Genomic DNA, 13,629 nt, shown 5'->3' on the forward strand with positions numbered 1-13,629 from the left:
TGCCCTCATCCTGGTAATGAAAGGCAAAGGCGACCAGGTCTGGTCGATGGGCTTTACGGCGCTGGACCAATTTTCTGGCAAAGCGGGTCTTGCCGATGCCGCCCACGCCATGGAGCACGATGGGCGTGCGATCGAACAGTTTTGGCAGCGTGGCGGCCAAATCCGCCCTTCGGCCGATAAATAGGTCCTTTTCCTCCTCCAGCTCGGCCAGATCTTGATTGACGAACAGCTTTTCCGCCACGGGAACGGATTTCAGCGGCTGATCAGCGGTCCAGTCCACCAGCGGCAGTTCCTGGTTCAAATAGAGATTGGGGATGAGCCATTGCAACGGCGCATATTTGTTCTGTTTTTTCATCTCGTCATTAAACGGCTCGGAGCGGATATATTCCACCGCCCCCTGGAACGATTCCAGCACGGTCTTGCGGTCGGCCAATCGCTTGTAAAAATGAGCGGTGAAGGCTGTGGCATAAGCATCGACAATGGACATGCCCATGGCGACCACGCCAGGGATGCCCTTTTGCAGCAGGCTGGCGGCCACGCCCGCAAAATTGCCCTGGCTGGTCTTGCACGACGAGAGCACCACCAGCGGGATCTTATGGCCTGGTTTCAATAGCGCCGTGGCAAATGCTGCGCCGTCCGTCTCCTCCATGGTGAGCGTGAGATCGTCCTCCAGAAGCAGCGTGCCGATGCCCGTTTTCTCATCGTAATTGCCATGGCCGCTGAAGTGCAGGATGTGGTAATCGTTGCGATCGATCTTCTGGCGCAGGGCGAACAGCGAGCCGTTCTCCGTGAAATCGATCTGCACCTGCCCCGACTTTTTCAATTCGGCGAACGATTTCAGAATGCTCAACTCTTCGTCCTCGTAATTCAGGCGGTAACGCTGGGGCAGGTCCAGCGGCGCACTGATCATCACCAAAATTTTGAGTGGCGCTCGGAGCGCAGGAGCGGGCGGCCGCTCATCGGCGCAACTGGTTCGGGACAGAAACAACTGCGGCACTCGATACAGTTCGTGGCCCGAATGGGGATCGATGGCCAGTCCCCAGGGCAGGTTCAAAATGGCGCTGTCGGGATGGCAGAGATTGATGTGATAAAACTCCCCAGTTTTTTTGATGGCGGCGAGCACGGCCATCAACTCCTGGTTTTGAGCCACAAGGGCGGAGAGATTCTGCTGCAGGTTAAAAAAAGTTTTGACCGAGAGCGATTTTCCCTGCTCAATAAAGTGAATGATCTGCTGAAAATTGTCTTTCAGGGATTGGATTTGTTTTTTGTTCAAATCCAGATTGATTTTTTGGGTGATGATCATGGATGCTCCACAGGGTTATCATTCATGTCCTTCCGAAGTTGAGGTCATTGCGAGCGAAGCGAAGCAATCTCTTTACTTGCTGTGATTCAATGGATTGCTTCGGCAAAAAACGCCTCGCAATGACGGCAAAACGGGTAATCAATGAATTTTCGGGTGAACACATATTACTACAAGATTCCTGCCTGCGCAGGAATGACAATGGGGTTCCTGCATTCGCAGGAATGACAAGAAAACGGAATGTCATGCCTGCGAAGGCAGGCATCCCATGATCAGCGGGACTGAATCAAGGATTCCTGCATTCGCAGGAATGACAATGGGGTTCCTGCATTCGCAGGAATGACATGGTTTCATGAACCCCAGCTTTAAAGCTGGGGTTTAAAATACCGTGTTACCACCGCATCGGGCTTGAGCTCGCCCTTGATTTTGATCTTGTTCATCTCGCCGCAATCGGGACAATACACCTCCAGCTCGGACACGATCTGATCCGTGCCTTCGATGACATCGACCATCACAGGGAATTCGTGCTTCGGATTTTTATAGCAGACCGCCATGACGGTTTTTCTGACGATATTCTTAGGCTTTGGCATGATTCGACTCTCCTTGAGATATTAGAGATCTCCAAAAAGGGATGGATTGTCATTTCGAGCAGAGCGAGAAATCTGGTTAGCTCATTGGAGTCATAAAATATACAGATTTCTCACTCCACTTCGTTTCGTTCGAAATGAACGCTTTATTCTCATTTTGCAAAAGCCTACTAGAGTTTAATCCTTCGGCATTTAAACAATAATAGGATTCCTCTCCGCCAATTGGCTGAGAGGAATGACATCGTTACTCATGTTACAGAACCTTAGACCATAAAAATGAAAATGACTCCGAAAATGACAAATGGTACGAAATAGCTGACCACCGAAAGGATAAATAGCGTTCGTTTGTAGCGCCAGAGCCGCTGGTGAACGGCTTTGATCTGCTGGGCTGATTGGGAATGGAATTGATATTTTCGGGGATAGATCACAAAGAACACCAATGCCAATGAGATGAGCCACAGCGCAAAGCCGATTTTGATCCAAAAGGTTTGATAGAACATCTGGAGCAGTTTGTCTAAATTGGGGATGGTCAGCGTTAACGAGATAGAGATCATGCCTGCGAGAAATTTGGCAGCGTCTTCTAATCGGTTCGGGGTCTCCTGTTGCATCTGGAAGCCGTACTCATGCCATTTCTCGGCATCGGGCATGGGGGGTTCGCCGAGGATTTTTTCGGGTTCCATGAGATTTGTTCTTTCTGTTTGTTTGACCATTTGATGCCCTTGGCCGTTTGCGGTCAGGCATCTTCGAAATAATTGACTGCGCAATATGAATTTGTCATGCCTGCGAATGCAGGCATCCCATGAGTAAAGGGGTTCAAACTGGGGATTCCTGCATTCGCAGGAATGACAAATGGGTTCCTGCATGCGCAGGAATGACAATGGGTTTCCTGCATGGGCAGGAATTCGAAATGTCACCCCTGCGGATGCAGGGGTCTCATTACGGCCAGCCTTCTGTCCAAGGATTCCTGCATGCGCAGGAATGACAAATGGGTTCCTGCATGCGCAGGAACGACAAGAAAACGGAATGTCATGCCTGCGAATGCAGGCATCCCATGGGTAAAGGGATTCAAAACAAGGATTCCTGCATTCGCAGGAATGACATTAATATGCCTTCGCAGGAATGACATTTTGAGTTCTGTGATTCTTTGAAAATTGGCTGATTTGCTTGTTGCTGCGAAAATATAGCCAATTTCAGTGCCGATTGCAAGCAATATTTTTTAATTAATTGTTATTGGCGGTTGGGAATAGCCTTTCTATCATGCAGAGAAACTTTTGATGTGCTGGACTCGGTTTAACACCGCCAGCATCTCGGCCACAATGGAGATAGCGATTTCGCCTGGACTTTCCGATGCGATGTTCAAACCGATAGGCGCAAATACCTTTTCAAGTTTTTCATCAGAGATGCCCTTGGCTTTCAAATTTTCCATGACTTGTTTGACTTTTTTGGGTGACCCCATCATCCCGATATAAGCTGCGGGGACATCGATGACAGCCGCTAATACCTCTTCGTCGTGGCTATGTTTCGGCGTCACGATGACAATCCAATCGTTCGGGCTGAAGCTAAGTTTTTGAATCGCGGACGCATAATCTTCGCACATCAATTCTGCGTCTTCAGGAAATATATTAGGGTCTAGTACTCCCTCTCTTTCATCGATCACGCGGATTTTCCAGCCGGCTTCGTGCGCAACGCGGGCCACTGCCCGGCCGACATGCCCGCCTCCGAAGATCGTAAGGATGCGATCTGGATAAATCGGCTCAAAAAACAGAGTCATAGAACCACCGCAAATCATTCCACCGACTTCTAAATTTTCCAGCTCAAATTTTTGCAGCAGGGGCTGTTTCGACTGAAGCACTCGTCGCGCCGTTTGAATGGCTTGTAGCTCGATATTTCCACCACCGACCGTGCCCTCAATTGATCCATCTGGAAAAACTAATCCTTTGGCACCTGCCTTTCTCGGAGTGGCCCCTGCAGAATCAACCACAGTGACGATACAGAATGTTCTTCCTTGCTTTTTGAGCTGAGCAATTCTCTCAACAAGATCACCCATCGGTCCTCCTCTGAAAGTAATAGTTTGTGTTCTAAGGAATCGTTCTCAAAATGAAATTCTACCGCTCTTTCCATTTTGTTTGACCATCTGACTGATCCACCAACTGGGTATTAGCGTCCATAAAGGATATTTCGTTTTCTGAGACCAGTGAAGCGGTCAGTAACCATGCTTAATTTGTTATAGGCTTATGACAAACTGGTATTCCTATCAATTCTCATTCGCTTTGGTCGATGTTAAAATGCAGATGCAGGTAGTTTTAGTTTGAGTCCCACTACTTATTGGATGCCTGCCTTCGCAGGCATGACATTGGATTTGTCATTCCTGCGAATGCAGGAATCTTTAATTGTACCGCTTTGGCCATAGGATGCCTGCATGCGCAGGCATGACATTGGATTTGTCACTCCTGCGAATGCAGGAATCTATGATTGCACTGCTTTGGCCATGGGATGCCTGCATGCGCAGGCATGACATTGGATTTGTCACTCCTGGGAATGCAGGAATCTTTGATTGTACCGCTTTGGCCATAGGATGCCTGCATGCGCAGGCATGACATTGGATTTGTCATTCCTGCAAATGCAGGAATCTTTGATTGTATCGCTTTGATCATGGGATGCCTGCATTCGCAGGCATGACATTGGGGTCTGTCATTCCTGCGAATGCAGGAATCTATGATTGCACCGCTTTGGCCATGGGATGCCTGCCTTCGCAGGCATGACATTGCATTTGTCATTCCTGCAAATGCAGGAATCTTTGACTGTACCGCTTTGGCCATGGGATGCCTGCCTTCGCAGGCTGACATTGGATTTGTCACTCCTGGGAATGCAGGAATCTATGATTGCACCGCTTTGGCCATGGGATGCCTGCCTTCGCAGGCATGACATTGGATTTGTCACTCCTGGGAATGCAGGAATCTTTGACTGTACTGCTTTGGCCATGGGATGCCTGCCTTCGCAGGCATGACATTGAATTTGTCATTCCTGCGAATGCAGGAATCTTGTTCTACCTATCGATCAGTCAATTTAAAAAATCCAGGATATAAAATCAACCTCTTATTTGCAATATTTCTGATAGAGTTCGGGAGTATTGATATTGATCAGGATGCCGGGATCAGGTACTGCAACAGGCAGGATGAGATCTGATTGGGAATGGATCAAGAATTTCGCACCTTGGTCGAGAGGAACTCTTTTTAATTCTTCGCACAGTTCCTTTGGAAAGATCACAGGATGTCCGAAATGCCCATTATGAGCGGGAATGATAATCCGATGGGGAAAAGCGAAATGAGCTTCGGCGAGATGATGGTAGGTCTCTGGCCGAACCAAGGGATAATCGATTGGGCACATAAAAAAGCCGCTGACAGTAGAATCAATTGCATTCAACCCAATCCACAGCGATGAGATCATGCCCAATTGAGGCTGGGGATTAATCAAAATCTGACCAGAAGGATTTAATTCGACAACTTTTTGGTAAAGGACTTCATTGGTGACGATGACCAGGGGGTTCACTCGAATTGCAGAGAGGTGTTCTGCCAGGATTTTAAGAAAGCTTTTTCCATGACATGTCAAAAAAGGCTTTGGTCCGAATTGGGCCAGACGTTTTCCTTCACCGGCGGCGAGTACAATAGCAGCCAATTTGTGGGGAGAAGCCTCAGCCGAGCTGATCCTCTCCCCTTCCGAAACAGATTCATACCAAGCGGCAACTCGCGAGTTACTCCTCATCGCTATTGATCGGCTCATAATTGATATCGAAAAAAGTCACCTTGTCCACAGGCGCGCCCCAGGAATCTTTTCTGAGTGCCACTTTAAGGATCGCCCTCTTATCCGCAAAGATCATGACTTGCTCATCTCTGGGCAGAATCTTATAGGCCTTCTCCTGCCATCCAGTTGATGCATAGTAGAGCGCTTTGATTTTATAGATGCCTGGCTGAAGCGAAAGCCGATAATGGTAATCGCTGGTGATATTGGTGATTTCCTCATTGGGGAGCACCAAGAACCTATCATTGATGAATAAATCGAGGTGATTTTTATAACTGGTCCTGGTGTCTGCTACATTCAAAATATTGACCACGAGATTAACTGGCTGTCTTTTTGCGACAGCTTCTGGTAAAGGGGCAGCGGGTTTGATGCGGAGATAAGCGTCGCCGCTGTTGATCCGCTGCTGTGGAGCGCAGCTCAAAAATCTTATAATTGCGAGAGCCGCTATCATGAAGATCAAATTTTTGATAGCTTTCATCATCGACCTCCAAAGAAAATGAACTAATAAATGCGATTGACTTTGCTAACAATTCAGACGATCGTTTGCTCATCAAGTTTACAGTTCTTTTTATTGATTCGAAGACCGCAAACTATCGCACTTATTGGCAACGCTACCGAGGAATCTGCCCCTTGTTCCAGTGTTTCAGCCAATCGCTCTTTTTACTCCGCTGCTTTAAAAATTCCTACTACCACGGTCTTATCGTTCCCGCCCATGCTGGTCATCATTCCAAATGGCCGATTGGGATCCATCTTAATCTGCGAACCATCTGCTTGTCCAGTCAACTGATGCAGCAGATCGACGGCCTGGCGAACCCCTGTGCCACCAGTGTAATGTCCAAAACCGATCAAGCCGCCCGTGGTATTGGTGGGCAGCTCGCCATCAAAGTTGCTGCGGCCCTCGGTTACAAATGCTGCTCCTTCTCCATAACCGACGAAGCCACAGGCCTCCAACATCAACAAACCAGTGATGGAGAAACAATCGTGCACCTCAAGTGTCCCGATATGTTTCGGTGATAAACCACACATCTCATAGGCTTTTTTGACTGCATTCATAGTGGTGGAGAGCTTGGTCAAATCTTCGGGTGGTTGAGTAATATTTCCCTCGCTCTGACCATAGCCAACGATTTCGATCGCTTTGGACTTAGGAATTCCGATTTTCTTCAATCCTTCCTCTGAAGCTACAATTAATGCCGATGCGCCGTCCGAAACTTTGGAACAATCATACACATTGAGATTGGGCAAAAAGGTTTTGGGATTGGGCGGCGTCATGCCTGTGGCGAATAGGTCTTCAATGGTGTTATGATATTCCTGGGCTTTGGGATTTTTGCGGGCGTTCTCGATGGCCTGTTTGTACCATAGTGCCATGGCTTTTCGGACATAATCGTGGCCGAATTTTTGGAAGCAAGCTGCCGCTCGCTCATCGAACTTTGAAGGAAAGAAATAGGCATGCCCCTGTTTCCGTTCGCTCGCATAATGTCCCGCACCTGCCAAAATGTCAGCGCCGTAGATTGCTTTGACAGAATTCTGGACTTCAGTGCCGATGGTCAACACGACATCAGCTAAGTCTGCTAAAACGATCTTCATTGCTGTTACCCAGGCCAATCCCCCAGAGCCGCAAGCGCCCTCCACGCGGGTGCATGGTTTGTACAATAAAGAAGGATGGATATCTGGAATTAGAGCAGCCAGATGCCCCTGCTTGACGAATCGCGCGGCCATAAAATTACTGATCACCGCTTCGTCGATCACATCGGGATCGCTGATCTGGGCAATCACGCCCCGGCCCGCCTCATTGATATAATGCTCGATCCCTGGCATGGGCTTTTTGGGATTGAATTCTTTGCGGCCGGAACCAAAAGATATCGTGTTGTATCCTGCCGCTATATAAACCTTCTTTCTCAATTTTTTCATTGGCAGATCCTCCAGAATTATAAAAAATTCCAAAATCCAATTTCCATATAACAAATTGAAGAAGTTATTTAGTCATTCCGAACGGAGCGCAGCGGAGTGAGGAATTTCTATTTTCCCACCGCTCAAGAGATTCTTCCCTTCGCTCAGAATGACATGATAGTGATTTTTTAAAGCGAACTCATATGCATAGTTCAGATTTTAATCCCCAGATTTCCAACTAAGCCTAACACACAAATTTGAATGAATAAGCCATTAGGTCAGGAATTGAAATTTTAAAACTGACTTCTATTTGTGATTTTCGATTTTTTCAAATATATTCATTAATCGGTCCATACAAATGATAAAACCCATTGATCAACACCCCATTGACATCTTCAGGTTGCTGGGCAACACCAGAATTCACCAGATGCAGGCCAATCTCTTTGGAACGCTTCAAGTATTTGAGGGCCAATTCTGCGCCGAGAGTCTTCGATGCCTTTAATTGCTCAAAATGCTGGCGAATTTTATCTTGCTGTTTGGCGTCTTTCAGTAAGCTTTTCCATGGCTGCCAGCCCTCAGGATAAGCCCCGATCTTTTTGTTTATTTCACCAGTCCAACCAGCCTCATCAAGCATTTGGTATTTCCCCTCTTTAGGGCAGAACACAGCTACGGGACGGTTGTTCTCATATTTCAAGATACCATCTTTCTGGCTGCCATCAGCCCGCTGGCCGCCCAAAATTTTTCTGTTGTACAGATCATCGAGAAAATCATGATCCAATTTTTCATCAGGGATGTATTTGTCCATAATTTTTGAAATAAAATACATGACATCTACACCGACATAATCGATCAACTGGAAGATGCCCATGGGTCGCAGCAATAAATCCTGGCTAACCTTATTGACAATGTAAATCGCTTCGAACGGCTTAAAATCCTTTTGCAGCCGCTCCACCTCGGTGATGGCATGAAGCGCATCCCGGAGGAAATGCCCATTACCGATGAACCCCGCTACGTCGGCAGAAAGGAAAATCGTCTTTTTCAATCTTTTGGCGATTTCATAGCTCAGGTCAATGAGTTCTTTTTTAGTATCCTTGGCAGGAATTAGCTCCGCCAATCGCTGCACTGGGGGTGGATTGTAGAAATGAAATCCGATGATGCGACCACCGAGCTTAGCACCATCATTGAGCAGATGAATAGGGATCGAGGAAGTATTGCTGAAGAAAAAGGTATCGTTGCTGCATAATTCATTGAGTTGGCTAAAGACCTTGAGTTTCACATCGATATTTTCGACAATGGCTTCAAATACCAGGTGCGAATTTTTCGCCATGCTCAACTCGGTCCCGACCCGCACCATGGCCATAAGGTCCTCGAGGAATTGATCGATGATGTCAAAATTTTCCACCAGATTGGGTCGATCGGCATAGAGATCCCGCAACATGACCGCAGATTTTTCGGCCGTTTTCAATGCCTGGGATTTGAGGTATTGGAGCAGCCCGTCCAATGCATCGTCATTCGCATCGATCAAATTGAGCCGAAATTTTTTGCCCTTGTTTTCGGGCTTCAGCTTGAGAAATGCCATTTCCTGAGCCAATAATAGCGCAATGCCGCTGCCCATTTTTCCCGCCGCACCGATGATGGAGACATTGGTCAATCGTTCGTCAAGAGTCATAGATTTCCTCCCTGTTTAAAATCAAATGAACTCGTTATTACCTAAGCTGGATGAGCTAAAACCAAAAAATAAAAAATCATCTCCCACAGAAATGATTTCCCACAGAAATGGACTATGATTTTTTTCTGTGGGATTCCATTTCTGTGGTTTAAAAAGCTTTTATTCCAGGTGCATGAATTCAATTTATCGAATATCTATTACCTCAATTATCCAGTTATCGAATTACCCAAAACAGCTTCAAACGAATACCTTTTCCCATCAAACCGAATATGCCCTGCCCGAACTTGATCACCGTGATCAATGATGACCAGCCAGTTCCCCTCAATCGCGCGTTGGTATAATTTTCGTTTTGCTTCCATCACCTCGACAGGATAGAGATCCAAAGCCATCACATAAGTAATCGGCAGATGAAAACTCGACGGCAAAATGTCGCCAGGATAGACCGCCGTTTGTCCATTCGACTCGATGATGACCATCTGGTGATGCTTCGTATGTCCACCTGTTTTTTCGACTCGAATCTGCGGCAGGATTTGGGCATCGCCATCAATCAATTCAACCAGCCCGTGCTCCTCCAACGGCTGCAAGTTTTCTTTAAAATAAGTCGCTTTTGTCCGCTCATCCGGCTTATTGGCATCCTCCCATTCGCCCCGCTGAAAATAATATTTGGCATTGGGAAAAGTGGGGACGATTTTGCCGTCTGCATTGATTTTCGTTCCCGCTCCAATATGATCGAAATGGGCATGGGTGGCGATGACAATATCTATGTTTTCTGGCTTCAAACCAATTTCTGATAATGATCGCTCGATTGAATTGTCATTTTTAATATTGTAAATGAATCGCATTTTGTCAGAATATTTATTGCCCAATCCAGGATCGATCAGAACGTAATGCTCAGGCGTTTTAACCAGTATCGGATTGATCGTGATCTCATAGCGGTTCATGTCATCGGGTTGGACCACCTTTTCCCAGATCATTTTGGGAACGATGCCGAACAAGGCGCCGCAGTCGATAGAGAAGGCGCCGTCATAGAGGAAAAATAGCTGGCAATTGCCGATTTGAAGTGATTGGATCATCGTTCTACTCATTTGAATTTATCAAAAATGGGCTCAATGAAACGATTAATCAAACCAAATTATTTCTTGGACTCAGATGTTGTCCATTTTAAAAGTGGACAACATCTTTATGCTATTTTTTAAACAACTCTCTCGAAATCACCAGCCGCTGGATCTCCGACGTCCCCTCGCCGATCTCACATAGCCGTACATCCCGATAGATCCGCTCCAGCGGCGTGTCTTTGGTCAGGCCTTTTTCGCCAACGATCTGAATCGCCTGATGCGCCACTTTGGTGGCGATTTCCGAGGCATACAATTTGGCCATGGCCGATTCCACAATAAAATCCTTGTGCGCATCTTCTAGCCGAGCGGCGTAATAGATGAGATGGCGGGCGCATTGGATCTGGGTGTACATGTCGGCAATTTTCCACTGGATGGATTGATATGCCGAGAGTGGCTTGCCATCTAGCTGATGGGATTTGGCATAGTCGAAAGCGTAATCGTATGCTCCTTGGGCTAGCCCGAGCGCCATGGCGCCAATGGAAATTCGGCCGCCATCCAGAATAGTGAGAAATTGCTTGAACCCTTCGCCTTCTTTGCCAAGCAATTTATCGCCGGATAGCCGCATATTTTCGAACACCAGTTCATTGGTTACCGAGGCGCGCAAGCCCATTTTGTTCTCCTTCTTCGCAATGATAAATCCAGGTGTCCCTTTTTCCACGATAAATGAAGAGATCTTGCGCTGGGCCTCATCCTGTTCGGTTTTAGCTGTAATTATCGTCACATAAGCATGAGCAGCGCTTGTGATAAAGCACTTTCGACCATTGATAATCCAATCATCACCATCTCGGATTGCCGTCGTTTTCGTGGCCCCCGCGTCAGAACCAGCACCGGGCTCAGTCAGACCAAAAGCCCCTAGTTCATAACCCTTTGCCAAAATGGGGAGATATTTTTCTTTCTGAGCCTGATTCCCAAATAGGATAAATGGCATAGCGCCCAAAGAATTATGAGCAGCTATTGTGATGCCCGTTGAGCCGCACACCCGTGAAACTTCCTCCACAGCAATAATATAAGATACTGTGTCTAATCCAAGACCTCCGTATTCTTTGGGAATGACACAAGCAAACAGGCCAAAATCAGCGACTTTCTTCATCACGTCTTCGGGGAAAATGCCCTCGGTATCGAAACGATCAGCATGAGGGGCAATTTCGGATAAGCAGAATTCTCTCACTTTTTTCTGAAAAGCTAACTGTTTATCACTAAGCTCCATATTATTCTCCTTAAAATTGCAGGGCAAATTGCCAAATTGCCCTACACACAATACTCATTGTCAGTATGTAACTTCAAGACTTCCATCAACCCAATTATCGAGCAATGATGTCATTTTTTTTGATCATTTTAACAATTGATTTGCGATTACAATGCGTTGCACCTCGGAAGTGCCTTCATAAATCTCAGTCACCCGCTGATCTCTATACATCCGCTCTATCGGATATTCTTTCATATAACCATATCCACCATGGATTTGAAGCGCTTTATGGACAACACGGAATGCCATTTCAGAAGCAAACAATTTGGCCATAGAAGCCTCTTTAGAAACCCGCTGCTTTTGATCATAACGCCAGGCAGCATGATAAACCAAATATCGTGCAGCCTCAATTTCGGTGGCCATATCGGATAACATAAACTGAATCGCTTGAAATTGGCAAATCGGTCTGCCAAATTGTACTCGCTGTTTCGAATATTCAAGCGCTTGTTCAAATGCTGCCTCGGCGATGCCCAGAGCTTGAGCTGCGATCCCGATGCGGCTGTGATCCAGAGTGGCAAGGGCAATTTTGTAGCCCTGACCAGGTTCTCCAATAAGATTTTGTTTTGGAACGCGACAATCTTCTAAAATTACTTCCGCAGTGGATGAAGCTTTAAGCCCCATTTTATTTTCGATTTTTCCGATCCTAAAGCCTGGGAAATTTTTCTCTACCACAAAAGCGGAGATCCCCTTCGCCCCAGCTGATTTATCTGTTACGGCGAATACAATAAAAATATCAGCTATCCCACCATTGGTCACAAATTGTTTCCTGCCGTTTAAGCGATAATAATCGCCATTCAAATCGGCACTTGTTTTGATGCTCGCAGCATCAGAGCCAGCATTGGCCTCAGAAAGGCAAAAAGCCCCGATGCTCGAGCCGCTCGCCAATTTGGGAAGATAGGTTTTCTTCAATAATTCAGAACCGAAATCCAAAATTGGCAATTGGGCGGGCGAATTCGTCACAGAGAGCATTACCCCCACCGAGGCATCCGCTTTCGATACCTCCTCAATTGCCAATGCATAACATAATGTATCGAAACCTGCACCTCCATATTCAGAAGGGATGCAGATCCCACAATAACCAAGCTCTGCCAGCTCCTTAATTATTTCAACGTCCATCACGCCTTCTTGATCCGCCTTCTCTGCCAGTGGAGCCAATCTTTGCTTGGCAAAATCCCTGATTGAATCACGCACCATAATTTGCTCATCGGTCAAATTGAAATCCATAATCCCTCCGTCTAGATTTGCACAATGAAAATGAAATGGCGAGCCAATTGCTCGCCATCGGGTTTAAAAATCAAAACTGTCAATATCCCAAAAATATTCATATTCTATGTCCATTATTCCCTATTCTTGAATGAAAATTCGAATGGTCAATAATCCAACACCAGGAATCATGACTTTCAGGCGACTATCATTCTGAATATTCGGCGGGATTTGAAGCCTGGTATCAATCGTCTTTTCGATATAGCCCAATCCATGACAATGATCGCAGAACGGAAAAATTCCCCAGAAAACATCTGCGCATACGGGACATGCTTCCCTAACAGGAAGGCTAAGAGGGATCGTTACACCATTTTTTGCCTCATTTTCTGTGATTATCAACTCTAATTGATACTGCAACTTAGAAAATTTTGGAAAAAACAGCGAGTTTATGAATAGATCAAAATCAGGAGCAAAATTGAAGGGGCTCCATTCCTGCACGCTCTCGTTCCAAAAGCTGAGGCTTGATTTTCGAGCTGCTTCCTCCCGCTCTCGCCTGAGCTTTTCATCATAAGCCTTTCGCTTGCTCACAGTATTGATATGCTCATACGCTTCTGTTATCTTTCGAAACTCTGTTGAATCATTTGTTCCACAAACATCTGGATGGGAGCATCTCGCCAATCTTCGGTACGCTTTCTTTATCTCCTCCTGACTGCAATCAGGGGATACTCCCAAAATTTCATAATAATTTTTCGTCATTTGTCAATGCGCTAATTAATGCTGAACGAAAAATTGATATATTGAATTGAATATTGAATGCTGAGAAG

The 13,629-nt window shown here is 46.3% G+C and carries 13 protein-coding genes; 1 reads left to right on the top strand and 12 read right to left on the bottom strand.

Annotation, left to right across the window (positions count from 1 at the left end; all coding sequences use genetic code 11):
- The 4 genes from ONB37_03580 to ONB37_03595 all read right to left on the bottom strand — a co-directional run.
- Positions 1–1,303, bottom strand: a 1,303-nt coding sequence (locus tag ONB37_03580; protein MDZ7399228.1) for a CHAT domain-containing protein, incomplete at its 3' end; no start/stop codon positions are given.
- A gap of 362 nt (positions 1,304–1,665) precedes the next feature.
- On the bottom strand, positions 1,666–1,890 hold the full coding sequence (locus ONB37_03585; GenBank protein MDZ7399229.1) for a hypothetical protein: 225 nt from the start codon (positions 1,888–1,890) through the stop codon (positions 1,666–1,668).
- 260 nt (positions 1,891–2,150) lie between these two features.
- Entirely contained in the window at positions 2,151–2,567 is a 417-nt protein-coding gene (locus tag ONB37_03590) for a hypothetical protein (protein MDZ7399230.1), read from the bottom strand.
- A 575-nt stretch (positions 2,568–3,142) separates the two neighbouring features.
- Positions 3,143–3,934 carry an XdhC/CoxI family protein gene (locus ONB37_03595; GenBank protein MDZ7399231.1) on the bottom strand — a complete coding sequence of 264 codons (792 nt, stop codon included), beginning with the start codon at positions 3,932–3,934 and terminating at the stop codon, positions 3,143–3,145.
- A gap of 668 nt (positions 3,935–4,602) precedes the next feature.
- On the opposite strand from ONB37_03595, the gene ONB37_03600 reads away from it, so the two are divergent.
- The gene (locus tag ONB37_03600; protein MDZ7399232.1) at positions 4,603–4,812 is read left to right on the top strand and encodes a hypothetical protein; all 210 of its coding nucleotides are present in this window, start codon (positions 4,603–4,605) and stop codon (positions 4,810–4,812) included.
- A 171-nt stretch (positions 4,813–4,983) separates the two neighbouring features.
- On the opposite strand, the gene ONB37_03605 is transcribed toward ONB37_03600, so the two are convergent.
- From ONB37_03605 to ONB37_03640, 8 genes are all read right to left on the bottom strand, one after another.
- Complete coding sequence (locus ONB37_03605; protein ID MDZ7399233.1) at positions 4,984–5,667, bottom strand: nucleotidyltransferase family protein; 684 nt, start codon at positions 5,665–5,667, stop codon at positions 4,984–4,986.
- Positions 5,639–6,166 carry a hypothetical protein gene (locus ONB37_03610; protein MDZ7399234.1) on the bottom strand — a complete coding sequence of 176 codons (528 nt, stop codon included), beginning with the start codon at positions 6,164–6,166 and terminating at the stop codon, positions 5,639–5,641. Before ONB37_03610 ends, ONB37_03605 begins: the two co-directional genes overlap by 29 nt.
- A gap of 179 nt (positions 6,167–6,345) precedes the next feature.
- Positions 6,346–7,593, bottom strand: a complete 1,248-nt coding sequence (locus ONB37_03615) for a 3-ketoacyl-CoA thiolase (GenBank protein MDZ7399235.1) — start codon at positions 7,591–7,593, stop codon at positions 6,346–6,348.
- 307 nt (positions 7,594–7,900) lie between these two features.
- Positions 7,901–9,241: a 3-hydroxyacyl-CoA dehydrogenase family protein gene (locus tag ONB37_03620; protein ID MDZ7399236.1), complete on the bottom strand. Its 1,341-nt coding sequence runs from the start codon at positions 9,239–9,241 to the stop codon at positions 7,901–7,903.
- Positions 9,242–9,447: 206 nt separating this feature from the next.
- Complete coding sequence (locus ONB37_03625; GenBank protein MDZ7399237.1) at positions 9,448–10,314, bottom strand: MBL fold metallo-hydrolase; 867 nt, start codon at positions 10,312–10,314, stop codon at positions 9,448–9,450.
- 112 nt (positions 10,315–10,426) lie between these two features.
- Positions 10,427–11,563: an acyl-CoA dehydrogenase family protein gene (locus ONB37_03630; protein MDZ7399238.1), complete on the bottom strand. Its 1,137-nt coding sequence runs from the start codon at positions 11,561–11,563 to the stop codon at positions 10,427–10,429.
- A 123-nt stretch (positions 11,564–11,686) separates the two neighbouring features.
- Entirely contained in the window at positions 11,687–12,826 is a 1,140-nt protein-coding gene (locus tag ONB37_03635; protein ID MDZ7399239.1) for an acyl-CoA dehydrogenase, read from the bottom strand.
- 120 nt (positions 12,827–12,946) lie between these two features.
- Positions 12,947–13,561, bottom strand: coding sequence for a DnaJ domain-containing protein (locus tag ONB37_03640; GenBank protein ID MDZ7399240.1), 615 nt, complete (start codon positions 13,559–13,561; stop codon positions 12,947–12,949).
- Positions 13,562–13,629: the final 68 nt, after the last annotated feature.

Source organism: candidate division KSB1 bacterium (assembly GCA_034506395.1).
In the GTDB taxonomy this organism is placed as follows: Bacteria; Zhuqueibacterota; Zhuqueibacteria; order Thermofontimicrobiales; family Thermofontimicrobiaceae; genus Thermofontimicrobium.

What these genes read in the sequence shown, in the direction of transcription:
- ONB37_03625 (MDZ7399237.1), bottom strand. Translation starts at nt 10,314, where the DNA reads ATGATCCAATCACTTCAAATCGGCAATTGCCAGCTATTTTTCCTCTAT.
- ONB37_03635 (MDZ7399239.1), bottom strand. Translation starts at nt 12,826, where the DNA reads ATGGATTTCAATTTGACCGATGAGCAAATTATGGTGCGTGATTCAATC.
- ONB37_03620 (MDZ7399236.1), bottom strand. Translation starts at nt 9,241, where the DNA reads ATGACTCTTGACGAACGATTGACCAATGTCTCCATCATCGGTGCGGCG.
- ONB37_03600 (MDZ7399232.1), top strand. Translation starts at nt 4,603, where the DNA reads ATGATTGCACCGCTTTGGCCATGGGATGCCTGCCTTCGCAGGCATGAC.
- ONB37_03585 (MDZ7399229.1), bottom strand. Translation starts at nt 1,890, where the DNA reads ATGCCAAAGCCTAAGAATATCGTCAGAAAAACCGTCATGGCGGTCTGC.
- ONB37_03605 (MDZ7399233.1), bottom strand. Translation starts at nt 5,667, where the DNA reads ATGAGCCGATCAATAGCGATGAGGAGTAACTCGCGAGTTGCCGCTTGG.
- ONB37_03615 (MDZ7399235.1), bottom strand. Translation starts at nt 7,593, where the DNA reads ATGAAAAAATTGAGAAAGAAGGTTTATATAGCGGCAGGATACAACACG.
- ONB37_03595 (MDZ7399231.1), bottom strand. Translation starts at nt 3,934, where the DNA reads ATGGGTGATCTTGTTGAGAGAATTGCTCAGCTCAAAAAGCAAGGAAGA.
- ONB37_03610 (MDZ7399234.1), bottom strand. Translation starts at nt 6,166, where the DNA reads ATGATGAAAGCTATCAAAAATTTGATCTTCATGATAGCGGCTCTCGCA.
- ONB37_03630 (MDZ7399238.1), bottom strand. Translation starts at nt 11,563, where the DNA reads ATGGAGCTTAGTGATAAACAGTTAGCTTTTCAGAAAAAAGTGAGAGAA.
- ONB37_03590 (MDZ7399230.1), bottom strand. Translation starts at nt 2,567, where the DNA reads ATGGAACCCGAAAAAATCCTCGGCGAACCCCCCATGCCCGATGCCGAG.
- ONB37_03640 (MDZ7399240.1), bottom strand. Translation starts at nt 13,561, where the DNA reads ATGACGAAAAATTATTATGAAATTTTGGGAGTATCCCCTGATTGCAGT.